At 59.8% G+C, this 24,172-nt stretch carries 17 protein-coding genes; 5 read left to right on the top strand and 12 right to left on the bottom strand.

Annotated elements, in window-relative coordinates:
- Window positions 1-93 precede the first annotated feature (93 nt).
- Window positions 94-1,602, bottom strand: a complete 1,509-nt coding sequence (locus tag ACYQ2T_RS07540; protein ID WP_459899716.1) for a catalase — start codon at window positions 1,600-1,602, stop codon at window positions 94-96.
- Window positions 1,603-1,966: 364 nt separating this feature from the next.
- Between ACYQ2T_RS07540 and ACYQ2T_RS07535 the strand changes: the two genes are divergently transcribed.
- Together ACYQ2T_RS07535 and ACYQ2T_RS07530 are read left to right on the top strand one after the other, a co-directional pair.
- The gene (locus ACYQ2T_RS07535) at window positions 1,967-2,299 is read left to right on the top strand and encodes a TraR/DksA family transcriptional regulator (RefSeq protein WP_459899714.1); all 333 of its coding nucleotides are present in this window, start codon (window positions 1,967-1,969) and stop codon (window positions 2,297-2,299) included.
- A gap of 364 nt (window positions 2,300-2,663) precedes the next feature.
- Window positions 2,664-3,899 (top strand): ISL3 family transposase, encoded by a 1,236-nt coding sequence (locus ACYQ2T_RS07530; protein WP_459899712.1) that lies wholly within the window; start codon window positions 2,664-2,666, stop codon window positions 3,897-3,899.
- 665 nt (window positions 3,900-4,564) lie between these two features.
- On the opposite strand, the gene ACYQ2T_RS07525 is transcribed toward ACYQ2T_RS07530, so the two are convergent.
- From ACYQ2T_RS07525 to ACYQ2T_RS07490, 8 genes are all read right to left on the bottom strand, one after another.
- The gene (locus tag ACYQ2T_RS07525; protein WP_459899710.1) at window positions 4,565-4,891 is read right to left on the bottom strand and encodes a nucleotide pyrophosphohydrolase; all 327 of its coding nucleotides are present in this window, start codon (window positions 4,889-4,891) and stop codon (window positions 4,565-4,567) included.
- A 452-nt stretch (window positions 4,892-5,343) separates the two neighbouring features.
- Window positions 5,344-6,270, bottom strand: a complete 927-nt coding sequence (locus tag ACYQ2T_RS07520) for a glycine betaine ABC transporter substrate-binding protein (RefSeq protein WP_459899708.1) — start codon at window positions 6,268-6,270, stop codon at window positions 5,344-5,346.
- Between the two features lie 395 nt (window positions 6,271-6,665).
- Entirely contained in the window at window positions 6,666-8,141 is a 1,476-nt protein-coding gene (betB, locus tag ACYQ2T_RS07515; RefSeq protein WP_459899706.1) for a betaine-aldehyde dehydrogenase, read from the bottom strand.
- A gap of 28 nt (window positions 8,142-8,169) precedes the next feature.
- Window positions 8,170-9,822 (bottom strand): choline dehydrogenase, encoded by a 1,653-nt coding sequence (gene betA / locus ACYQ2T_RS07510; RefSeq protein ID WP_459899704.1) that lies wholly within the window; start codon window positions 9,820-9,822, stop codon window positions 8,170-8,172.
- 734 nt (window positions 9,823-10,556) lie between these two features.
- A complete protein-coding gene (locus ACYQ2T_RS07505) occupies window positions 10,557-11,363 on the bottom strand; it encodes a FadR/GntR family transcriptional regulator (protein ID WP_404844822.1) in 807 nt (268 codons plus the stop codon).
- A 486-nt stretch (window positions 11,364-11,849) separates the two neighbouring features.
- A complete protein-coding gene (locus ACYQ2T_RS07500; RefSeq protein ID WP_459899702.1) occupies window positions 11,850-13,259 on the bottom strand; it encodes a sigma-54-dependent transcriptional regulator in 1,410 nt (469 codons plus the stop codon).
- Between the two features lie 198 nt (window positions 13,260-13,457).
- Window positions 13,458-13,745 (bottom strand): hypothetical protein, encoded by a 288-nt coding sequence (locus tag ACYQ2T_RS07495; RefSeq protein WP_459899700.1) that lies wholly within the window; start codon window positions 13,743-13,745, stop codon window positions 13,458-13,460.
- Window positions 13,746-13,794: 49 nt separating this feature from the next.
- Complete coding sequence (locus ACYQ2T_RS07490) at window positions 13,795-14,493, bottom strand: YitT family protein (RefSeq protein WP_459899699.1); 699 nt, start codon at window positions 14,491-14,493, stop codon at window positions 13,795-13,797.
- A 1,259-nt stretch (window positions 14,494-15,752) separates the two neighbouring features.
- Between ACYQ2T_RS07490 and ACYQ2T_RS07485 the strand changes: the two genes are divergently transcribed.
- From ACYQ2T_RS07485 to ACYQ2T_RS07475, 3 genes are all read left to right on the top strand, one after another.
- Window positions 15,753-16,022, top strand: a complete 270-nt coding sequence (locus tag ACYQ2T_RS07485; RefSeq protein ID WP_404844819.1) for a zinc ribbon domain-containing protein — start codon at window positions 15,753-15,755, stop codon at window positions 16,020-16,022.
- Between the two features lie 624 nt (window positions 16,023-16,646).
- Window positions 16,647-19,064, top strand: coding sequence for a methyl-accepting chemotaxis protein (locus tag ACYQ2T_RS07480; protein WP_459899697.1), 2,418 nt, complete (start codon window positions 16,647-16,649; stop codon window positions 19,062-19,064).
- A gap of 299 nt (window positions 19,065-19,363) precedes the next feature.
- Entirely contained in the window at window positions 19,364-19,729 is a 366-nt protein-coding gene (locus tag ACYQ2T_RS07475; RefSeq protein ID WP_459899696.1) for a hypothetical protein, read from the top strand.
- 1,068 nt (window positions 19,730-20,797) lie between these two features.
- On the opposite strand, the gene secF is transcribed toward ACYQ2T_RS07475, so the two are convergent.
- The 3 genes from secF to yajC all read right to left on the bottom strand — a co-directional run bounded on the left by secF (window position 20,798) and on the right by yajC (window position 24,014).
- Window positions 20,798-21,862 (bottom strand): protein translocase subunit SecF, encoded by a 1,065-nt coding sequence (gene secF, locus ACYQ2T_RS07470; RefSeq protein WP_459899695.1) that lies wholly within the window; start codon window positions 21,860-21,862, stop codon window positions 20,798-20,800.
- Window positions 21,863-21,874: 12 nt separating this feature from the next.
- On the bottom strand, window positions 21,875-23,473 hold the full coding sequence (gene secD, locus ACYQ2T_RS07465) for a protein translocase subunit SecD (protein WP_459899693.1): 1,599 nt from the start codon (window positions 23,471-23,473) through the stop codon (window positions 21,875-21,877).
- Window positions 23,474-23,660: 187 nt separating this feature from the next.
- On the bottom strand, window positions 23,661-24,014 hold the full coding sequence (gene yajC, locus ACYQ2T_RS07460; RefSeq protein WP_459899691.1) for a preprotein translocase subunit YajC: 354 nt from the start codon (window positions 24,012-24,014) through the stop codon (window positions 23,661-23,663).
- Window positions 24,015-24,172 lie beyond the last annotated feature (158 nt).

The following is a 24,172-nucleotide window of genomic DNA, read 5'->3' as shown; positions in this document are numbered from 1 at the left end:
CCCAGCCCCGCCACACACGGGCCGCAACCAGCGCACGAAAAAAGCCGGAACGCACGCGGCGTCCCGGCTTCATCGTTTTTCTTCACATCGCGGCTACTTCACAGGTGTCGCGGCCACGCGCTCCTCCTGCGACATTGCGGCAAGGCGCTTCACCTCGGCCATATCCAGCCCCAGCCCTTCGGCCACGCGGGCGCCGTAGTCCTCATCCGCCAGGAAGAAGAGCGCGCACTGCCTCAGCTGGATGGGCCTCGGGACGCTCCCCATATTGCCCACAATATTGCTGACGAGATTCGTCCGGTCCTGCTCAGACATCACGTGGCGGTACAGGTTGCCCGGTTGGACAAAGTCGTCGTTGGGGTGGTCGAACTCGTAGCGGTCGCCGGGGCCATGCTCTTCAATGGGCGGCTCGCCATAGGACGGGTCCGGCGCCGGGCCATGGAAGCTGTTAGGCCAATAGTTCGGCCCCCCACCGCCGTTGGCATCCACGCGCATGTTCCCATCGCGCTGGTAGTTCTGCTCCATGGCGTGCTTCGGCTGATTCACGGGGATGAGGTGATAGTTCGGCCCAAGGCGGTGCAAGTGCGTATCGTGATACGAGAACAGCCGCCCCTGCAGCATCTTGTCCGGAGACACACCAATACCGGGCACAAGGTTGCTCGGGTTGAATGCGGCCTGCTCCACCTCGGCAAAGTAGTTTTCCGGATTCCTGTTCAGCACCAGCTTGCCCACGGTGATGGGCGGCACCTCCTTATGCGGCCAGACCTTGGTGATGTCGAAGATATCCCAGCCAAAGTCCTTGGCCTGCTCGGGGCTGAGAATCTGCATCTCCAGCGTCCACGACGGATGCTCACCGCGTTCGATGGCGTCGTACAGGTCGCGCGTGGCGTGGTCCGGGTCCTTGCCACACATTGCCGCCGCCTCGGGGCCGGTCAGGTTCTTGATGCCCTGATCGGTCTTGAAGTGGTACTGCACCCAGAAATACTCGCCCTTGGCGTTGTACCATTTATAGGTATGGCTGGAGTAGCCATTCATGTTGCGGTACGTCGCAGGTGTGCCCCGGTCCGAGAACAGAATCGTCACCTGATGCATGGATTCCGGCGTCAGGGACCAGAAGTCCCACGCCATGGTCGGGTCCTTGAGGTTGGTGGCGGGGTTGCGCTTCTGCGTATGGATAAAGTCCGGGAACTTCAGCGGGTCGCGGATGAAGAAGACCGGGGTGTTGTTGCCGGTCATGTCGTAGTTGCCTTCCTCCGTATAGAATTTCACGGCAAAGCCGCGGGGGTCGCGCTCTGCGTCGGCGCTGCCCTTCTCCCCGCCAACAGTGGAAAAACGCGCGAAAACGTCCGTGCGCTTGCCAACCTTGGACAGGAACGCGGCCTTCGTATACGTGCTCACGTCCGCCGTTACTTCAAAATACCCGTACGCCCCGGCGCCCTTGGCGTGCACAACACGCTCGGGGATGCGCTCCCTATCAAAGTGCGCCAACTTTTCCAGCAGGTGCACGTCCTGCAAAAGCGACGGACCACGGGAACCACTGGTCCACGTATTCAAGTCGTTCCCTACAGGTACGCCAAAAGCCGTTGTCATCTTCTTCTTTGCCATGGAAAACCTCACAATGCATGGATTACAGAACAACAAAACCAAGGACATACGTCCAAGGTGGACTTTCTGATATTCCTCCCATGCATAACACACTCCATACGCAATGCAAAACACAACACGCGACATGCATACATCACGCAACGCACCCCATCCAGCTCCATCCTCCGCGCAGAAAAGAACAAAGCGGTTGCCGGTCTCTTTTCACCTTGCTACAGTAGGAACTTTGCACGCACGGGTCATCCGGGCGCGCGCCATACGACGCACAATTCACCGCGCAGACGCAAACAGCATCTGCGGCGGTCGCGTGCGTTTTTCCGGCCCTCCACGGGCAAACCCGCAGGAACATCTTGAAGGAAGGATAGCCATGACCAAGGAAGAACGCGAACAGATCGCAACATGCATTCGTGAGGAAATCGAGACCCTCCGCGAAACCGTCGCCCGTCTGGAAGACAGCGCCAAGACCGTTGATCTGGACCAACCCATCGGCAGGCTCTCCCGCATGGACTCGCTGACCAATCAGGGCATCAGCGGCAAAGTGCTGGCCGAGTCCAAGCGCCGAATGCTCGGCCTTGAACGCGCCCTCGCCAATGTCGACGATGAGGACTTCGGCCACTGCGAAGAATGCGGCGAACCCATCCCCGTCCGCCGACTCCTCATCATGCCCGAAGCCTCCCTCTGCGTGGATTGCGCCGAGTAGCCGCGCCTAATACGACACACAACAAACGGGCGCCGGGAGTAACACTCCCGGCGCCCGTTTTTTCATCTCGCCTCGCCTCATCGGCTTGCGGCAGAAGAGAAAGAAGCCTCCGGCGGGTCAAGGGCCGTGGGCCCTAACGTTCCCATTTCTACGCCAGTCATGCGTTCCGCACGACCAGCCTCTATCCGGCCCCGGCATTGCCGCCCCACCCACGCGGGCAACCACCCCCCACGCGAGAAAAGCGCCCACCCTTTTTTTTGGCTCATCTCCCAATTCCGGGGGAAACATAAAAAATTGAGGACAACGGAAACCCTCAGTAATCTCGATAGTTGCACAACAGACGAGAACTACAAGGAGGGCACCGTTGTCCAAGGGCAAGATTACCCGGTTGTTGGGAGACTGGAAAGGGTATCGTGTTGGAACTGTTCAGCGCCTTGAAGCCAGCGAAGCTCGGAAGCACCCCGAAGTCTGGATCGAGTTGATTCCAATCAGGCGAAGGCGAATGAGATGCAGCGGGTGCGGCAGGCTTGTCTGCGCAGTTCACGACTATGTCGAACGCTGGGTTCGTGACCTGCCTGTATTCGACGCGGCAACGCATTTGCTCGTTATCCGGCGTCGGGTCCATTGTCCCGTCTGTGAACCAAAGCTGGAGCAGCTTCCTTGGCTCGACAGGTATTCGCGTGTCACAAGGCGGCTGGCCGAGTCCGTTGTTCGGCTCTGCCGCATACTTCCCATTAAGCACATCGCGGAATGCTACGGCCTGAACTGGAAGACCGTGAAGACAATCGACAAGCGGTACCTAGCGGAAAAACTCAATCCCATTGACTTGAAAGGCGTCAAGGTTGTCGCAATGGATGAGTTTGCCATCCGCAAAGGACATCGCTACGCCACGATCATCGTCGAGCCTTACACCAAGCGGGTTCTGTGGGTAGGAAGAGGCAACAGCCGGGAGAGCATCCGACCATTCTTTGAACTGCTTGGCCGTGATGGTTGTGCCCGAATTGAGGCCGTTGCAATGGACATGAACGGTGCGTATGCCGCCGAGGTGAAGGCGCAATGCCCGAAAGCCGAGATCGTCTACGATCTGTTTCATGTCGTTGCCAAGTATGGCCGAGAAGTAATCGACCGCGTCCGAAACGATGAGGCCAATCGCCTCAATCATGACAAAGACGCCCGTAAGGTTGTCAAAGGCTCACGATGGCTGCTCCTGCGCAACAGGCGGAATCTCATGCGACAGGAAGATCGAATCCGGCTCTATGACCTGCTTCGAGCCAACAAAAATTTGATGAAGGTTTATATCCTCAAGGAGGATTTGAAGCGACTCTGGGACTACCGATACTCCAAAGCTGCCAAGCGGTTTTGGAAAGGTTGGTACCGCCGCGCCATACAAAGCCGAGTCGAGCCGCTCATTAAATTCGCTAAGCGCCTCAAACCTTACATCACGGGCATTATCTCACACTGCCGATATCCGCTACACACCAGCCTGCTCGAAGGGATCAACAACAAGATCAAGGTGATCAAACGGATGGCCTACGGCTTTCTCGACGACGAGTACTTCTTTCTCAAAATCAGAGCAGCCTTCCCCGGAATTGGGAGATGAACCTTTTTTTTCGGGGTGGCTTCCTGCCCAAAAACCTCGGGATTTTTAAGGGGTCGCACCCCTTAAACCATCGGAGATACCCTCCCGAACCCGGCGTGACGACACGGCCCAGCCAAGAAAGAAGCCTCCGGCGGGTCAAGGGCCGTGGGCCCTTAACGATCCCGTTTATACGCCAGTCATGCGTTCCGCACGACCAGCCTCTATCCGGCCCCGGCATTGCCGCCCCACCCACGCGGGCAACCACCCCCACGCGAGAAAAGCGCCTACCCCCTTTTTTCGGGCTGGCTTCCAGCCCGAAAAACCTCGGGATTTTTAAGGGGTCGCACCCCTTAAACCATCGGAAATACCCTCCCGAACCCGGCGTGACGACACGACCCAGCCAAGAGAGAAGCCTCCGGCGGGTCAAGGGCCGTGGGCCCTTAACGATCCCATTTCTACGCCAGTCATACGTTCCGCACGACCGGCCTCTATCCAGCCTCGGCATTGCCGCCCCACCCACGCGGGCAACCGCCCCCACGCGAGAAAAGCAACCACCCTTTTTTTCGGGCTGGCTTCCAGCCCGAAAAACCTCGGGATTTTTAAGGGGTCGCACCCCTTAAACCATCGGAGATACCCTCCCGAACCCGGCGTGACGACCCGGCCCAGCCAAAGGCACCAACCCCGTGCTACGACCCAGCCTGTCCGTGAGCGCCGTCCTGATCCCAGGTACGGGTGAGGTTGCGGTTGATTTTACGTTGGAGCACTTCGTTGAGGTCCATGCCCATCACGTTCGCCAGCTGTGCGGCGTAGATGATGACGTCGGCGATTTCGTCGGCCACGGCGTCGGGGTTGGCGTCTTCGGTCCACTGGAAGCACTCCAGCAGTTCTGCCGCTTCTATGGAAAGGGATACGGCAAGGTTCCTTGGCGTCTGGGGCCGCTTGGACTGCGCCCCGTACCAGCCATTCTTTTGCGCAAGGTCTGCTACGGCCTGCGCCACGTCGTCCAGTTGCATATCTCGCCTCACTTGGCAGTCTCTTGAATTTCACAGTTGCGCCGATGTAGGCAACGGCCCACCGGCGAGCCGAGGGTAGGCCTGTGAATCGTGAAAAGCAACCGGGGATACGAACGAAAAGCGGGGGGCGATGTGGAAGGAGAAATGACGGGGATGGGAGCGGCAACGCTGACGGGAGAAAGACAACAAAAAGGGCGTCCTGCCGCTGCTTCCAGCACAGGACGCCCTTCAACGTGCGTATTCAAGGAATACGAGCTTCACCCAATTGGCTCAAGGCTCCACCCGGCTGCGCCTCCGCCCGCACAGCGGCCGCACGTCTCACAGTGAGCACGCGCGGCGACTTGCGAGGCAGTCTTCTGCACGGAAGACCTCACCGCCTACGGAAAAACCCCGCAAGCGGCCGAATGACGCAACATACGGCGCTCTCCGCTTACGCGGAGAGCTTGCCGTTTTTAGATGGTCTCAAGGTATGCCTTAAAGGCAGGCAGAGCGGGCTTGCCGTCTGCAGTCGTCACACCATCCAGCCACTTCTCGTACATTTCCGGATGGTTCTTGACCCACTGCATGCCTGCTTCCTTGGTCTTCAGGCCATCGTCGTTGTGCAGAGCCACCATGATTTCATTCATCATGCTGATGGGGAAAACCAAATTCTTCAGATATTTTCCCACGTTCGGATGTTCATCCACAAAGCCGGCGCGCACATTGGTATAAATGGTAGCCGAACCGTTGTTGGGACCGAACGTCTCCGCAGTGCTGCCGTCAAGGTAGGTCATGTCGATGTTCTCGTTCATGCTGTGCGGTGCCCAGCCGAGGAACACGATCCACTTTCCAGCCTTGGCGAAGGACTGCACCTGGGCGAGCATGCCGCTCTCACTGGAGGGCACGAGCTTGAAATCACCCAGTCCAAACATATCATCCTCGATCATCTTTTCGATGACCGCATTGCCGTCGTTGCCTTCCTCGATGCCGTAGATGCGGCCTTCGAGCTTGTCGGCGTACTTGGCAATGTCGCTAAAGTTCTTCAAGCCACCTTCCGCGACGTAGGTCGGGACGGCGAGGGTGTACTTGGCACCGGGCATGTTGGCCACGTATTTGACCACAGTACCCTTCTTGAAAAACTTGTTGGCCATGGTCTCCATGGTGGGCATCCAGTTGCCGAGGAAGACGTCGGCTTCCTGCATGTCCATCGCCTTGTAGGCGATGGGCACGGACACCAAGAGATTCGTGGCCGAGTACCCAAGACTGTTCAGCATTTCTACTGCGATATCAGTCTTGATGGATACGCCCGTCCAGCCGATGCTGACGAAACGTACCTCGTTGTTCTTGGCGTGAGCCACGCCGGTGAAGGCGAACATGAAGAGAAGAAGCACTACTGTCATCAACTTCCTTGGGCCTTCATCAAACATCATACCTCCTATGTTGCTGTTAACGGGGCCATGCCCCGCTTGTGCCGTGCTCCGCCCAAAACAGTGCGCGCCGGAAAGCGGCGTATGCCGGAATCGTTCCGGTTCCCTGCGCCGCCGCGCCGCACGCTGTCTGGGTGACCAGCCGCCGCCACAATGACGAACCCGGCCGGACGCCGCGCGAAACGTTCCTTCCGCGCGGCACTGATGACGAACACTCCGCCAACAAAATGGCACGCCACGGACGGCTGCCTGTGCACAGAGGCACTTTGCCGGGGCTGCGTCCACGTTGCTGACGGCGTCCGCCACGGGAACACTCTCGTCCACATGAAAAAAGGGGAGAACACTCCTGTGCTCTCCCCTTTTGTGGTCTATTTACCGAACCAGTTCACTGGCTGGGTGTTGCTGTTCTGGAAGATGTGCTTCACTTCGGTGTATTCCTCAAGCCCCATGCGGCCAAGCTCGCGGCCAAGGCCGGACTGCTTGTAGCCACCCCATGGTGCCTGTGTGAAGTACACGTTGAAGTCATTCACCCACACGGTGCCGAAGCGCAATGCGCGGGAAACGCGCTTGATGCGGTCGGGGTCGCGGGTCCAGAAACCAGCGGACAGGCCGTAGACGGTGCTGTTGGCACGCTGAACGACTTCCTCTTCGGTGGAGAAGCGTTCCACGGTGATAACCGGGCCGAACACTTCTTCCTGCACGATGCGCATGTCGTTTTCGCAGTCGGCGAACAGGGTGGGCATGTAGAAGAAGCCCCCCTCCAGCGCCGGGTCGTCCGGACGCTTGCCGCCGCAAAGCAGGCGCGCGCCCTCTTCCTGACCAATGCGGACGTAGTCCTCAACCTTGGCCAGATGCTCGGCGGAGATGAGCGGTCCCATCTCGGTCTTTTCGTCGAAGCCGTAACCCACAACGATGCGGCTGATGCGTCTGTGCAGTTCCTCCACGAAGGCGTCGTAGATGTCGTCCTGCACAAGGATGCGGGCGCCGGCGGAGCAAATCTGACCAGCGTGGAAGAACACGCCGTTAAGCGCGTAGTCCACCGCAAGGTCGAAATCGGCGTCGGCGAAGATGATATTGGGGTTTTTGCCCCCAAGCTCAAGGGCCATCTTCTTCACGTTGCCGCTCGCGGCCTGAATGATCTTTTTGCCGGTGTCGATGCCGCCCGTAAAGGATATCAGGTCCACATCCGGGCTTTCGGACAGTTCGGCGCCCACGGCGGAGCCGGGGCCGAGTACGGTATTGACCACTCCCTTGGGGAATCCGGCCTCTTCGGCCAGTTCCGTGACCTTAATGGTCGTCAGCGGGGTGATCTCGCTGGGTTTCATGACAATCGTGCATCCTGCGGCCAAAGCCGGGGCCATCTTCCACGACGCCTGAAGGAGCGGATAGTTCCACGGGGAAATCTGCCCGCAGACGCCGATGGGTTCGCGTACCAGTTCACTGGTGGAGTCCGGAATGGGCGAAGAAATCACTTCGCCGCCTTCCTTGTCCGCCAACCCGCCAAAGTAGCGGAAGATACCGGCGATGTCATCCATATCCCAACGACTTTCTTCAACTGTTTTACCTGTGTCCAGGCTCTCCAGCCGGGCCAGTTCCTCGCGGTCGCGCTCTATAAGGTCCGCCAGACGGCAGACGAGGCGGCCTCGCTCGGATGCGGGGGTGTGCGGCCACGGGCCGTAGTCGAAGGCTTCGCGCGCGGCGGCGATGGCCTTTTTGGCGTCATCGCGGGAGCCTTCGGCCACCACGGCCACACCGCGCCCGTTGCCGGGATCGATGATTTCCGTGGTGCGGCCGGACTCGGCGTCCACCCACTGGCCGTCGATGTACATCTTTTTCTGCATCATATTGCAGGTCTCCTTGCGGTCTCGGGGTCTACTCGCCCTTTTCGTGCTTGTAGAACGGCGCGGGAGAAGCATCCAGCGGCGTGTTGCCGAGAATCTTGTCCGCGGCCTTTTCGGCGATCATCATGACCGGAGCGTAGATGTTGCCGTTGGTGATAAGCGGCATGATGGAGGCGTCCACAACACGCAGGTTTTCCACGCCGTGCACCTTGAGGTCGCTGTCCACAACGGCCATGTCGTCGTAGCCCATTTTGCAGGTGCAGCTGGGGTGGTAGGCGCTTTCGCCCTCGCGTGCCACAAAGTCCAGAATCTCTTCGTCGGTCTGCACATGTTCGCCGGGGGCCAGCTCGCCGCCGCGGAACTCGTCAAACGCGGACTGCGTCATGATTTCGCGGGTCTTGCGGATGGCCTGGCACCATTCGCGGCGCTCCTGCTCGGTGGAGAGGTAATTAAACAGGATGCTGGGGTATTCCTTCGGATCGGCGGACTTGATCTTCACATGACCGCGAACGTCGGTGTTCATGGGGCCAACGTGGACCTGATAGCCGTGGCCCTCGTTAGGCGCGGAGCCGTCGTAGCGGATGGCGATGGGCAGGAAGTGGTACTGCAGGTTCGGGTAGTCCACTTCGTCGTTGCCGCGGATAAAGCCGCCGGCCTCGAAGTGGTTCGTGGCCGCAGCGCCCTTGTGCAGGAACAGCCACTCGGCGCCAATCTTGGGCTGATTGCGGTACTTGAGTGCCGGATACATGCTGACGGGCTTCTTGCAGGCGTACTGGACATAGAGTTCCAGATGGTCCTGCAGGTTCTCGCCCACGCCGGGCAGGTGCTGCACCGGGTCAATGCCGAGGTTGGACAGCTCGTCCGCATTACCGATGCCGGACAGCTGCAGCAGCTGCGGGGAGTTGATGGCGCCACCGCAGACGATAACTTCGCCGCCGTATGCCTTGACGCCCTTGCGGAAGCGGGTATCGTACTCGACGCCCACGGCGCGCTTGCCGTCGAAGAGAATGCGCGAGGTCTGCGCGCCGCAGCGGACCTTGAGGTTGCGACGGCTGCGCACCGGGTGCACATAGGCACGGGCGGCGTTCCAGCGGCGACCCTGATAGATGGTGGCGTCAAACTTGGAGAAGCCTTCCTGACGGTAACCGTTGACGTTGTCCACCACGGGGTAGCCAGCCTGCTGAACAGCCTGGAAAAAGGCGTTGAACAGGGGGTTGTCGCACTCGGGGGTCGTCAGGTACAAGGGGCCGTTGGCACCGTCGTAGGCGGTTGCGCCGTCCATGCGGGTTTCAAACCGGCGGAAGTACGGCAGGCAACGGGCGTAGTCCCAGTCCTCAAGGCCATCGATTTTGGCCCACTTTTCGTAGTCCATCGCGTTGCCGCGGATGTAGATCATCCCGTTGACGCAGCTGGAACCACCAAGGACCTTGCCGCGGGGCTGATAAATGCGGCGGTTGTGCATGTACGGCTCGGGGTCGGACTCGTACCACCAGTTGTAGGTCTTGCCTGCGAGGGGGTAGGTCAGTGCCGCGGGCATATGGATGCGGAAATCCAGACGAAAGTCCGGAAGACCGGCTTCCAGCACCAGCACATTGTTCTTGGGATTCGCACTCAAACGGTTGGCCAGTACGCTACCGGCGGAACCGCCACCAACAATGATGTAATCATACATCTTTTTAGCCATGGGACCTCCTGCTCATGTCGTCCTGCCAGACGGCATGTTCGGTTCAGGGCGGCCCGCCGCGCATATCCTCTGCCAAGGAGCGGCGGGCTGTCCTTTATAGTGTTGCGTTGAATTCCGGCCCGTCCGTCGCCACACGCTGACGGGCCGTCCTTGCCGTGCGCGCGCCGCGTGCGCCCTTGTTTGGGCCGCGTTGTGGCGCGCTTTCTTTTGGGTGCCGTCATGGCCGCGATGCAGCCATAAACGCCGGGAGAATGGTTATGAGGAGAACGCACGCGAGAGGAGCGCTTCCCCGGCGGTCACCGTGGTGACCGGCTTTTCACGGCTTTCCTGCACAAACCGGGCGTCGCTGATGCTTCGTGGTACGGCTTAGGGCTGTCATGGCGCACACCTAGCGCAGCCTTTTCCACACACACATCCTGCCAGCCCCGGGCCGTCCGCCTTCAGCGGCGCCCGGTTTGTGCAAGAAACCCTTCTTCTCCCCTTCTTTCCTGCGCCCTTACGGGCGATGCTTCCCACTTTTCCTTGGCTGGATATGCCAGCCTTTTCGCCGCGTTGGCCCCACTCTGGCGCGGGCCGCGGCGTGCACTCCTCCGGCGGGGAGGCGCGGCGTCTGTGGAACGTGACATCCGCGCCTCCCCGTGCGGCACAGGGCAGTGCCGATGGCGCCGCCGGGATAATGGGCACGGCAGCGCCCGGAGGTGCAGTGCAACCAGTAGGAGAGTACCGGAAGTGCCTTAGGACGACGTCTCGGTTGCCTCGTCCGAGGACGTGTCCAAAAATTCCGTCACACCGGGGCGGCCTTCGGCGCTTCGCGCCTCCACACACCGGCTGAGCAAAACATAGTGATGACCGATGTACGACAGCGCCCGCAGCGTTTCGCCCTGCGCAATCTCGCGCGCGGTATCCGTCCAGTTGGAGACGGTGGCCTCACGGTATTCGGGCATTTCGTATAGCGCGAAATCGTGGGAGCTAAAGCCGGACTGCAGCGCACGCATCACCCACTCGAACACGGGATTATGCGCCATGTTCGCCAGCAGGATGTTGAGTTCCCTGTCCAGCTCGCCAAGCTGGTTCAGGTCCGGATTCGGCGCTTCCAGCATCTTTTCCAGACGGTGAGCGCCGTCCACAAGCTGCTGCTTCTCCTCATCCGTTGCGCGGGAGATGGCCAAACAGGTGATGGCCCGGTCAATGCTCTCGCGGAACTCGATAATGCGGTCGGGAGCCACGGAGTGCTGCTTCAAAAACAGCGCGAGGGACTCACTGACGTTGTCGACTTCTATCTGTTTGATATATGCGCCGCCCTTGGCGCCCTTACGGATTTCGATAAGCCCTTTCTGCTTAAGGGTTCGCAGGGCCTCGCGGATGACGCCGCGCCCGGTCTGAAACAGGCTTTGCAGCTCACGTTCGCTGGGCAGGTGCTCACCGGGCTGAATGCGCCCGCTGGTGATGGCCGCCTCAATCTGTAGGGCCACATCCTCGCTGGCGCGACCAATCTGCGCCGGAGTGAATGCCAAGACCTTTTTCATTTCTGTCTGATCCATGAATGGTATGACCTTTCTGTCCAAATATGCCAGCCGCCGGTATGGCGACGAAGCGTGCAGCCAGCCCATTTCTTGCGAAATCTTCACCAAACTCAGTTAACGTGCACAGCTGCACCATCTGCGCGGCATCCGTTGCCCCGTCAAATGGTCGGACCAAACTCTGCACAATACTGGAATCGCTGTCAACCCTTTCCCCGGAGTTTGGTCGGACCTTTCCACCATGCAGAATCCAGAAGGCGACATCGGCGAAAAGACTTATTTCAATAAAATCAGTTGCTTATGTATAACACATTATTCCAGTGCCACCCCGCACATTTTTTTCACATTGTTTTGGTCGGACCTTTACCTACCGCTATGGTCGGACCATTCCACATCCTCCCGGCATATGGGCACAAACAAAAACACCCCCGTGTCTGCCGCCACAGAGGACGAAAACACGGGGGTGGTATGGCTCTGACGGAGCAAAGCCCTGCTATCCGGGAAAAATCAGACCTTGAAGTCTTCCTTGCGGTAGCCGTAGCGCGTCATGAGCTTACGGAGCTGGCGCGGACTGATGCCTGCGGCCTCGGCGGTCTTGTTCATGCGCCCGTTGTGGGCAGCAAGCTGCTCCTTGAGGTAGTGCCGCTGCGCGCTCTCCTTGGCGCTTTCGCGGAACTCCGCAAGGGTTTGCGTCAGGTCCAGCGGCAGGCTGGCCGCTGGCGCGCCACTGGCGGCAATATCCACGGGGAAGCTCTCGGGCGTCAGCACATTGGAGCGCTCAAGGATATAGGCGCGCTCGATGAGGTTTTCCAGCTCTCGCACGTTGCCCGGCCAGTCGTATCCGGCCAATGCGCCCAGCACTGTGGGGTGAATGCCGCGGATGTCCTTCATGTGCTGCTCGTTCAGCTTGGTCAAAAAGAACTCCGCCAGCATGGGGATGTCGTCCGCCCGGTCCCGCAGCGACGGGATTTCAATGGGAAAGACGTTCAAGCGGTAGAACAGGTCCTTCCGGAACTCGCCCCGGGCGCACAGCTCGCCGAGGTCTATATTCGTGGCGGCGATGATGCGCGACTTCAGCGGAATATCCGCGTAGCCGCCCACACGCTGAAACACCTTCTCCTGCAACACTTGCAGCAGCTTCACCTGCGCGGACGGCGTCACAGTGCCGATTTCATCAAGGAATATGGTGCCGCCGGCGGCCACCTCAAAGCGGCCGAGCTTGCGCTTCACCGCGCTGGTGAATGCGCCCTTCTCATGCCCAAAAAGTTCGCTCTCGATAAGCGTATCGGGAATTGCGCCGCAGTGCACACTGACAAAAGGCCCGGAACTGTGCGCGCCAAGGGCGTGGATAAGGCGGGCGATAACGCCCTTGCCCGTCCCGGTCTCGCCCGTGAGGAGCACAATGGACGACGTTGGCGCCACAAGGCGCGCCTTGTCGAACACGGCGCGCATGGATGGCGTGCGCGTCCCCACAACCTGCATAAAGCGCCCCACGCCGACCTCCGCGCGGAAGTAGTCCATCTCGGTCTGGAGCTTGAGGCTTTCGTACAGGCTTTCCAGCACATAGCGGACCTCGGTACGGTCCAGCGGATAATTGAGGTAGTCGTCCGCACCGGCCTTCACCAGCCTGACGGCGGCGCGCAGGCGCTCCGGCGGCGCAAGGATAACGATTTCCGCATGCGGACTGGTGCGGGCAATGGGCGCCAGCGCATCCACAAAGGCCTGCGCATCGCCATTGGTGGGCGGCACATCCAGCATGGCAACATCCACAAACAGCGTATCGTACTGCCTGCGCGCCAAATGGTGGCCGAACTCCTCCCGCTTCAAGGCGGTATCTATGGTGGGCGGCGTGGTATAACTTTCGCGGATGATGCCAGATACGGCGGCATCCGGTGTCGCGACCAAAACACGTTTCATCGTACTTTTCTCCAGGAACTCCGGTGGCGGCACTGTACGTCCGGCCCGTCCCCCCTTGCAACCAAAATCAGCACCCCGCAGGCTGGGGCGCGAGAGGTCCGCCAGCTTCCTGCATTCAAAACAGCGGAGACCCCGCCGGCATTAACCTGCGGAGTCTCGTTCTGCGTGGGAAAAACCCTGACGGGTGGCGAGGATGCCCTACCAGTCGTCATCCTCAATCCAGTCGTCCAGCTCGGGCGCGTCGATGACATCGAAGCTCTGTACCGTCAGACTGAAATGATCGCGGCTTTTGCGCACCGCCCCCTCGGCACGGATGTATTCATCAACATAGTCGAGCAGGCGGACACCCGGACCGGCATGCTCCACCACATACTCCCTGTTCTCATCCGTAATGACCGACACCGTGACGATTTCTTCATTCTCGTCCCAACTGTACGGCCCAACATACCCCTCAATGGTCTGCAACCCCGAACGTGCCTTGGTCATTCTCATCTCCGAGGGTCAATTGACCCTTCTCTGGTAAAGATCACTTCTCTCAGTGCTTCCGGCGCACATGTACAGGCACGGGAACTACCGCGTGAGCGCCGGCACCAACCGGCACGGAAACACTCATCCGGGCGGCATGCGCGCGACACCACACCGCACACCGCATGACAATATCCGTCGTGGCCGCCATGGCGACTGTCACCGTCAAAGAGGTCGCAACCGTGGCCCCTCCAAGGATCATAGCCGCGCAGCCAAACAGCACGACATCGAAAGACAGATACACCGCACCGGCAGAGGCTTGCAACCTCTGAGACAGACATCTTGCGACAATATCCAGCCCGCCCTGCGACCCATGCGCCAGCAGCACCAGCCCGGTGCCAAGGCCCATCACCATGCCGGTAGCCACAGCGCCCGCCACAGGGTTTGGAAACGTTACCCGTACGTCGATGGCGTCTATGCCCAAAGACAGACACAGCATCCCGTACAGACTCACAAAAAAGAAGCGCCGCCCAACCAGCGCCCCGCCCAGCACAAACAGCGGTGCATTCAGCACCAGCAGCCACATACCGGGAGTCGCCCAATCAGACAGACGGTGCGCCAACAGCGCCGCCCCAGACAACCCGCCAAACACCACACCCTGAGGAATGGCCATGGCCTTGCACGAAAAAGCCGTGATAGTCGCCCCAAGGGTCAACAGCATAAGGCTTGCCGCCTCGTGGGATACATCCCGAAATTGCACTCTGCGCATCGCGTTCCACCTATTCATAAAAAACTCCCGCCAGGATGCGCTGTCCGGGCGAGGCGTCACGCAATGAGCACGCTCTGTGCCAAGTCTATTTAATCAATAAAAACAGCATGTTATACTTTTCCATTCTTAACAAAAGAGGAATTCGGGGTTCCGCTTTTACCCATTTCCTACCCCTTTTCTACCTGATAGGCACTCTAACATGCTTAAATATAACACTCTTTATTGTACCCAGCGCCCAAATCAAACCGGAACTTGCAGGACCGGATTTATGGAACGGGAACACTGGGTTCTCCTTTTTTTCGGCCCTCTCATATCCCATTCGTTCTCCGCCCCCAAAATTTTCAACCAGTTACACACATTTGGTCCTCCCCCCTGCACAGAAAAAGTGCAACCCACTGCACGCGTTGCACTTTTTCTGTGCGAACCCTTGCACCATGCACACTCAAGTAAACAGCCGCCAACCTTACAAGGGCTTAGAATCCTTCACTTTTCGTAATTGGCACGCCACTTGATAAGAAGAGGGACAGAAGGCACGGGAAGCCTTCTGCAACCATCAAGCTCTCTCACAACTTCCCTCTTCGACGATGCGGGCGAGGTCAGACCCTTTCCTCCAACCGTATCGAAGACATATAACCTCCTCCTAAATGGTGTAGAAAAAGAAACCGAAGCATCAAGCATCCTCTTGCGAAGGGCGGCCGAATCCATCCGGCCGCCCTTTCGCTTGTGGCAGTTTTTCCGCAATACCTGCGTGTTGCGGGTTGCGGGGTTTGGGGCATCCTGTTAGGGATATCGGCAAGCGGATGTTCCATTTTACCCGTGCTTTCAGCGTTATGCAGGTCAACGCCTCGCGGCCGCTGGACGCAGCGCGGCGCACCGCACGTCCGAATGCCCGGTGTGGACATCTGCGCCCCATTGTCCCGCGCAATACGCCGCGCACACGACCACTTTTTGGCGGTAGAGGACGGGAAAAGCACCAATCGGCCAACGGCACACCACACATTCGGTCCACCACACGACCTGCCGCTGGCCACGCCGCCACAAGACGCCCCGTTACACGTAACGGGGCGTCTTTCTTTACCCTCTTGCCCCTTTTGCCCAACCTTGGTACCACATATCCAGAGAGCTTACCCAGCGCGGGGCAGACGCCGCAGACACGGGACAAGGCCCGCGCTTTATCACAACGCGACCATCACCAGACGTCCGCCACGGACTGACGCCCGCCGCCCACGCGGCCACTCGCGAGACTTCGGGAGGTTATTATGGGAAAGACCAAGTGCCCCCACTGCCACCACGACATCACAACCGAAACTCGGTACTGCCCCTCGTGCGGCGTAGCCATTATTCCGCCGACGGTTTCCTCATACGGGCTGGATAGACCGCTGCGCGCCCTTGGCGTCTTTCTCGTCATTATGGGAGCGGCGCTCTTCGCCCTCAAGGCAGGAGAATCGCAGGACGCCATCACCATGGCCGGAGTAGGTCTCTGCATCGCCATCGCTGAGGGCATTGTTCATTTGTTTCGCCACGGCTAGCGCCTTCTGCCGGCCAAGACGGCGCCGCGCATCGCCTCCACGCGGCGCGCCTCCCCCGTGCGTGGGCGGATTCTCCGCGCGGTCTTTGCCCCTGCCCAGCCCCGCCCGCTCCCTTGCGCACTGCACCGCCCCTCTTCCGCATCACCGGCCATGTCCGCACCCCCGCAGGTCTTGCCCTTTCACCCACGCGGCGATATGCTTCTCCCGCGATTCAACACAGCGCACGCTCAGCCTTCACGCCTCAGCTACACGGACACCGTTCTCAGCTTTCCTCCTCCCTACGCCTTCACACACGCCACCACATGCGACGATTCACAGGCCCGCCCATCTGGCAGGGCCAGATTGTGAATATTGGCACGAGACAGAGAGATTCCTTGTTCCCCCCGTCCCCCAAAAGTACACATGATAAGTTTAAGGAACCTGGGAAGGGTACCGAAAAGACATCGTCACACCAGCCGACTTTGCGAGGGTTGGCACTCTATGAGGGAGCACAGGGGATAACAGCGCAGCCCCGGCAACGCCGGACGGGCTGCGCGGCATCGACGCCCCGCCGCGCATTCCACGTAGCGGCCGCCGATGCACAACCGGATGCTTAAGGAACTTTAAAACCGTACGGACAACAGTATGAAACTTCTCTGGAAACTCTCCATCCCGCAGGTCATCGTGGTGCTGGCGCTCGGGCTCGCCAGTTACATCACTATCTTCTCCTCGTTTAACGAGCTGAGGGACCACTACGTCGCCTCCACGATGGATCACCAGTACACGCGCATTTCCGAGGACATCGACAAGGCCTCGCGTCGCGCCAAGGAGCTTGCCTCCGTCTTTGCCCGCCTGCCCAAGGTGCGCGAGGCCTATGAAATCGCCTCCTCCGGCGACATTGACGACGCCCGCTCCCCGCAGGCCCAAACCGCCCGCGAGTTGCTGCGCTCTGAGCTGGCCCCAATGCTGGACAGCTACAAGGCCACCGCCGGCAGCCGTTTGCGTCTGCACTTCCATCTGCCCAACGGCAGAAGCCTTGTGCGCATGTGGCGCGACAAGCAAACCAAACGCAATGGCCACTGGGTGGATATTTCCGACGATATCTCCTCCTTCCGCCAAACCGTGCTGGACGTAAACCGCACAGGCCAATCCGTCAGTGGTATTGAACTCGGCCGAGGCGGCTTTGCCATCCGCGGCGTGGTGCCCATCACCGCCGCCAACGGCCAGCAGCTCGGCTCCGTTGAGGTACTGGAGAGCTTCGCCCCCATCCTTAACGACGTTCGCGACGAGTCCAACGACCTTGTCCTGTACATGAACGCCGACAAGCTCAGCATCACCAAATCCCTTCAGGATTCCTCCAAGTACCCGGTTCTGGATGGCGCTTACGTCCGCGCCACAGCGCCGCGCAACACCAGCTCCCTGACGCATCTCACCCGTCAGCTGCTGGACGACGGCCGCGACGGCTACACCCTGCAGATGCAGCCCGAGCTCGCCCTCGGCGCGGCCCCCGTGCGCGACTACAATGGCAACCAGATTGGCGTTATCGTCAGCGTGGTGGACCTCAAGAACATCGCCGCCATGGCCGCCCGTGCGGACACCACCCTCATTTTAATGCTGGCCGGGATGGCCCTGTGTCCCGTCATTGTTCTGCTCATTGTTCTGCGCAAGTTCGTCAGCGCGCCCATTCGCAGCATCACCCAAAAGATTGAAGACATCGCCGAGGACCGCGCCGACCTCTCCGAACAGCTGGAGAACACCCAGCGTGACGAAATTGGCGAGCTGGCCCGCACATTCAACACCCTCACCCACAAGCTCTCGACCATGCTGGACGAGATGCGCGGCTATGTGAACGTGCTGAACACCGTGCCCGACCCCATCTTCGTTGTGGACAACGACTACAACCTCAAGATGGCAAACAAAGCGACCCTCGACCTGCTCGGCATCACGCAGGACCAGTTGCACCAGTGCAAGTGCCACGAACAGCTCGACACCACTGTCTGCGGCACCCCCGGCTGCCCCATTGATATGGTCAAGCGCCTTGGCGGCCAGGCCGAAGCCGACATCATCGAGCTGAAGCACGGCGGCTCCAGCATCTACATCAAGCCCTCCGCCTCCGCCCTGCACGACGGCCACGGCGCCGTCGTTGGCTATGTGGAAGTCGCCCGCGTCGTCACCGACCTTGTGCAGTCCGAGCAGGAAATTCAGGACAAGCTGGAGCGCATCGCCAAAGTCAACGAGGCCACGCACGACGCCGCCCAACGCCTCACCGGCACCACCGAAGGGCTCACCCATGAGTTCAGTGGCGTGCAGGACGCCCTTGCCACCCAGCAGGGACGCATTCAGGAAACCGTTTCCGCCATGGATCAGATGAACGCCGCCGTGCAGCAGGTTGCGCGCAGCGCCACCGAAGCCGCCGAGCAGACCGGTGCCGCCCGCAGCGAAGCCGACAGCGGTGCCGGCGTCGTCAAGCAAGCCGTGGAGTCCATCCTCCGCGTTAGCGAACACGCCCGCACCATGCGCGAGACCATGCACGGCCTCGGTTCGCAGGCGCAGGAGATTGGGCAGGTTCTCAGCGTTATTACGGATATCGCCGACCAGACCAACCTTCTCGCCCTCAACGCCGCCATCGAGGCCGCACGCGCAGGCGACGCCGGGCGCGGCTTTGCCGTCGTTGCCGACGAGGTTCGCAAGCTGGCCGAAAAGACCATGCAAGCCACCAACGAAGTCGAAAAGGCCATTGTGTCCATTCAGCAAGGCGCACAATCCTCCATCGACGCCGTGGACCGCACCAACCAAATGGTGGACGAAGCCAGCACACTGGCCACCAAGTCCGGCGAGGCCCTCGAAACCATCGTCAGCCTCGTCAACGCGTCCTCCAATCAGGTGGAGAACATCGCCGCCGCTGCCGAAGAACAGTCCATGACCAGCGAGCACATCAACGCCGCAGTGGACGAAGTGGCCCAAATGGCCAACGGCGTGTCCGGCCGCATGAACGACGCAGGCGACGCCGTCACCCAACTCGCCCGCCTCGCCAGCGAGCTTGAAGAGCTCTCGGCCAAGTAGCACCGCCCGTACACACCAACCATACCGCCGCCCCGGAACGCCACCCGCGTTCCGGGGCGGCGTCTTTTTAGCGCCAGAGCCGCCATCCATCTTTTTTTCAAAAAGTTCCTTTTTCCTCCACCCGCAAAAGGCCCCGTCCACCAGCCTCATTGCGCCATGTGCAAGTTTCTGCATTTCTCGGCAAATGCAAAAAGCATTGTATGCCATGCACTACGGACAAAACCCATTATAGTAGCACGGAGTTGAGTTTTCTCACAGCGTTTTGTATTAGATGGAAAAGCACCTCAAAAGGAGGCACCATGTTTGACAACACCCCCCTCACCCCGTTTTCAATCAAGGTCGTCAACAAGTTGCTTTACCACCAGCGGCGCGTCAGAACGCCCCTCGTCCGCAAGGAGGACGCGCCGCAACGGCTGCTCACCTACCGCGAACTCTGCGAAATGCTGGACCGCGACCCGCGGCAGGCCTCTACACTCACCGGTCCCCTCGCCTGCATAGAAAAATGGTGCGCCGTCAACGACTGGCCCAACCTCTCCTCCATCGTCGTCAGTGAATCCACAGGCCAGCCCGGAAAGCACTACGGCAAGCACGCCCCCCGCGATGATTGGCACAGCGACGCCGTCGAGTGTTTGCGCTCCACGGACTACCCCATGTTCGTCAACTAAATCTTTCCTCCACACCCCCCTACGGCGAGGCCACACCCAGCCACCAGACGGCTCGTGTGGCCTCTCTCTTTGCGCCAGCGTGCGCTAAAACCCACGCGTTTTGTTGCTCCGCAGGGTTAAGGGGCGCGACCCCTTAACAATCCCGAGTGCGGTCATAGCGGGTGCTTATGGATGGATGACGGCGGCACCCCTGAGGGGCTTTCGCGGCGGGGGAAGATGTGATGGTTGGCAAAGGTTGGGGGCAAGGCCGAAGGGGCTGGTGGGACTAGAGGGGGAGCCGTAGTCAGTACGCGGTGGGAAAGCGGAACTCTTTGTGCTCCGCAGGGTTAAGGGTCGCGGCCCCTTAACAATCCCGAGTGCGGGCATGACGGGTGCTTGTGGATGGATGACGGCGGCACCCCTGCGAGGCTTTCGCGGCGGGGCAATATGTGGTGGTTGGCAGGGGTTGGGGGCAAGGCCGAAGGGGCTGGTGGGACTAGAGGGGGAGCCGTAGTCAGTACGCGGTGGGAAAGGGGAACTCTTTGTGCTCCGCAGGGTTAAGGGTCGCGGACCCTTAACAATCCCGAGTGCGGGCATGACGGGTGCTTGTGGACGAATGACGGCGGCACCCCTGCGAGGCTTTCGCGGCGGGGCAATATGTGGTGGTTGGCAGGGGTTGGGGGCAAGGCCGAAGGGGCTTCGGTGGGACTAGAGGGGGGAGCCGTAGTCAATACGCGGTGGGAAAGCGGAACTCTTTGTGCTCCGCAGGGTTAAGGGGCGCGGCCCCTTAACAATCCCGAGTGCGGGCATGACGGGTGCTTGTGGATGGATGACGGCGGCACCCCTGCGAGGCTTTCGCGGCGGGGATGGCTGTTTTTGGGGTGGGGTTGGTACCACTGATAAAGCCGTGAGAATCCCGGTTGATGTTACCCCTTTATGACCAGCCTCCCCCCTATTTTCAGGGGCGGCTTCCGCACCTGAAAATCCTAAGGATCCTTAAGGAAATTATTTCCTTGAGCCGCCGGAGGCAAATAAAAAGCCCCGGTTCCTGTTGGAACCGGGGCTGCAAACCGAGTATTGCTGCACGCTTTAGGCGGCGGCTTCTTCGGAGTCGTGCTCCAGGCTCGGGCCGAATCCCATGAGGATGGGGCTGGCAACGAACACGGAGGAGTAGGTACCGATGCCCACGCCGATGAGCAGGGCAAAGGCGAAGTCGTGAATGACGCCGCCGCCCAGCACGAACAGGCAGAAGACGACCAGCAGCGTGGTGCCGGAGGTCAGCAGTGTTCGAGACAGGGTTTGGTTGACGGAGGCATTAATGGTTTCGCCGAGGTTCTCGCCGACCTTATTGCGAAGATTTTCGCGGATACGGTCGAAGACAATGATGGTGTCATTGAGCGAGTAACCGATGATGGTCAGGAGCGCGGCCACAATGGTGAGGTCGAATTCCTTATCCATCATTGAGAAGACGCCCACGGTGATGATGACGTCATGAATGAGCGCCACAACCGCGCCGAGGGCGTAGTTCAATTTCAGATACCAGCACAAGCCCACGGTGATGAGCATCGCGGCGAGGATGAGCATACTCATGGGCAGATTGACGAGGCCGAGCAAATAAATACCGCCCGACAGCGCTGCGGCCATGATGCCTGCTGTCATCCAGCGCGCCTCGAAGCGGCCGGAGATATAGATAGCGATGAGCAGCACGGCGTAGAACATAGCTTCGAGGGCCTTTTCACGCAGGTCCGCGCCAACTTTCGGGCCAACCATTTCCTGACGCTGAACGGTGTATCCGGCGTCCATGTGGTTGGTGAGGGCGCTTTCCACGGCGGTACGCACCTGATCGGAGGTCACGTCCATGGCGGAGATGCGGATGAGGTACTCGTTATCCTGCTCCATGCCGAAGCTTTGCACGGTCATGTCTTTCATGTCCGTGGTGGCGAGGGCGTCCTTGAGGTTGCCGATCTCGATGCCTTCGTCGAACTTCACCTGCACGGTGATACCACCGGCGAAGTCGATGCCGTAGCGGGGTCCGCCGTGCATCAGCAGGGAGCCGATGCCAAGCAGAATCAGAAGGGTGGAGATAACGAAGGCAATCTTACGGAAGCCAACGAAATCGATATGTGTATCGGGCTTGATGAGTTGCAGTCCCATCTGTGTACTCCCCTAGATGCTCAGTCTGGCACCGGTTTTGGCCTTGGCGGCCCACATATCAAAGAGAATGCGGGTCACGAAGATGGCCGTGAACATGGAGGCCAGGATACCCAGGGTCAGCGTGACAGCGAAGCCGCGGATGGGTCCGGTACCGAACTGGTACAAGATGATGGCGGCCAGCACGGTGGTCACGTTGGCGTCAAGGATGGTCAGGGTCGCCTTGGCGTAGCCCTCTTCAATGGCGGCACGCGCGGTGAGTCCTCTACGGAGTTCCTCGCGGATGCGCTCAAAGATGATGACGTTGGCGTCCACGGCCATACCGATTGTCAGAATGATGCCCGCAATACCGGGCAGCGTCAGCGTCGCGCCAAAGCCGGCAAGACCGGCCATAATGAGCACGATGTTCATGACCAGCGCGGTGTCGGCAACGATGCCGCCGAAGCCGTAGTACACAGCCATGAAGAGCAGAACCACGGCGAAACCGGCCAAAGCGGCGGTAACGCCCTTGTCGATGGACTCCTGTCCGAGAGACGGGCCAACGGTGCGTTCTTCCATGACGTGAACGGAAGCGGGCAGCGAACCGGAACGCAGCACCAGAGCAAGGTCAGCGGCCTCGCTGTCGCTGAAGGAACCGGTAATGGAGGCGCGGCCGCCGGGAATCTTGTCCTTGATGGACGGGGCGGAGTACACCTCGCCGTCCAGCACGATGGCCAGACGCTTGCCGATGTTTTCACCGGTCACACGCGAGAAGATGCGTGCGCCACGGGAGTTGAAGTTCATGCTGATCATGGGCTGTCCGAAGTTGTCGTAGCTGACGTGTGCATCGGTGATGTACTCGCCGGACAGCACGGTATCCTTATGCAGAACGATGGGCTCGGTGGAGTAGGTCCCGTCCATACGATAATGCTTCAGGGTGGACAGTTCGCGTCCCGGAGCCAGAATGCCCTGCTTTGCTTTGGTCAGATCTGCGGCGTCGTCCACGATCTTGAATTCAAGACGGGCGGTACGGCCGATGACGCTGATGGCACGCTGCGGGTCGTCGAGGCCGGGCAGCTGAACCTGAATACGGCCGCCCTGCTGACGGCGGATGTCCGGCTCTGCCACACCGAACTGGTCGATACGGGTACGGATGGTCTTAAGCACCTGATCGACGGTGAGCTTGGAGACTTCGCGCTTGTATTCGGGGGTCATCACCAGGGTGTAGCGGACCTTCCCGTCGCTAATGTTCTCGCGGGCTTTGACCTTCAGCATGTTGAAGTGCTTATTCAGAAGGCCATCAAGCTTGGCACGCTGGTCGCTTTTGAGCAGCGTAAAGTTCAGCTTGTCCTTGCCTCGCACACTGGGCTTGAGGACGGCGATGCCCTCGTCACGTGCCGTGGTGCGAATATCCTGCCCCATCTGATTGAGGTTGTACTCGATAGCCTCAGGGATATCGACACCCAGGGTCAGGTGCACGCCGCCCTTCAGGTCGAGGCCCAGGCTGATCTCGTCGTCGGGCAGAGCGCTCCTCAGGGGCGATTCTTTCGCGATAAACGAGGGCAGCACGTAGACGAGTCCGAGCACGCCCACAAGCAGGGCGAGAATGATGCGGTAACGCAGGCTCCCTTTCATTGTTTCTCCTCGGGGTCCAGACACAAACACGGCGCAGGCCCAAATGGCCGCGCCAACTACCTCTGTAAGCTATTGATAACTACGTTGTATCAATAGCAAAGGCAAGCGCGCATATTGGTCCGAAACATTCCGGCCATCTGCATCGCTTGCCCTGAAAAGCGAGGCGCGGAAGAACTCCGCGCCATTGCTACTTCTTCTTGTTGCTGGAGGGGAAGGCCTTGGGAGCCTTGTCCAGAACACTGGAAATGAAGGCCCGGCTCATCACGACTTCATTGTTGCCGAGGTCGACGACGAGTTCATCTTCGCGAATCTCAACGATGCGGCCGTAGATGCCGCCACCGGTGAGCACCCAGTCGCCCTTTTTGATGGCACCCAGCATCTCTTTGTGCTGCTTGGCCTTCTTCTGTTGGGGGCGAATGAGGAGGAAGTAGAAGATGACGAACATCAGGATAAGGGGCACCATCCCAGCAATGGGGTTGGCAGCGCCCTCAGCGCCCTGAGCACCGGCACCCATGGCATGGGCGATGTCAGCGAAAAGCATTTGGCCTCCTAGTGAAGTGTTGGGAATCATCGTTTGCCGCCGGGACGCCCCGCGGCAAACGCAACGTACATGTATCACGCGGCCTGCAAAAATGACAGGCCGCAACGCCTTCAAATAAAGCCTCAGCACCCTTTCGTCAACCGTTACCGGTCGTTGGA

The sequence above is a fragment of the Desulfobaculum senezii genome (assembly GCF_054657395.1).
The sequence above is the reverse complement of the archived record's forward strand: the minus strand, read 5'-3'. Positions and strand labels throughout refer to the sequence as shown.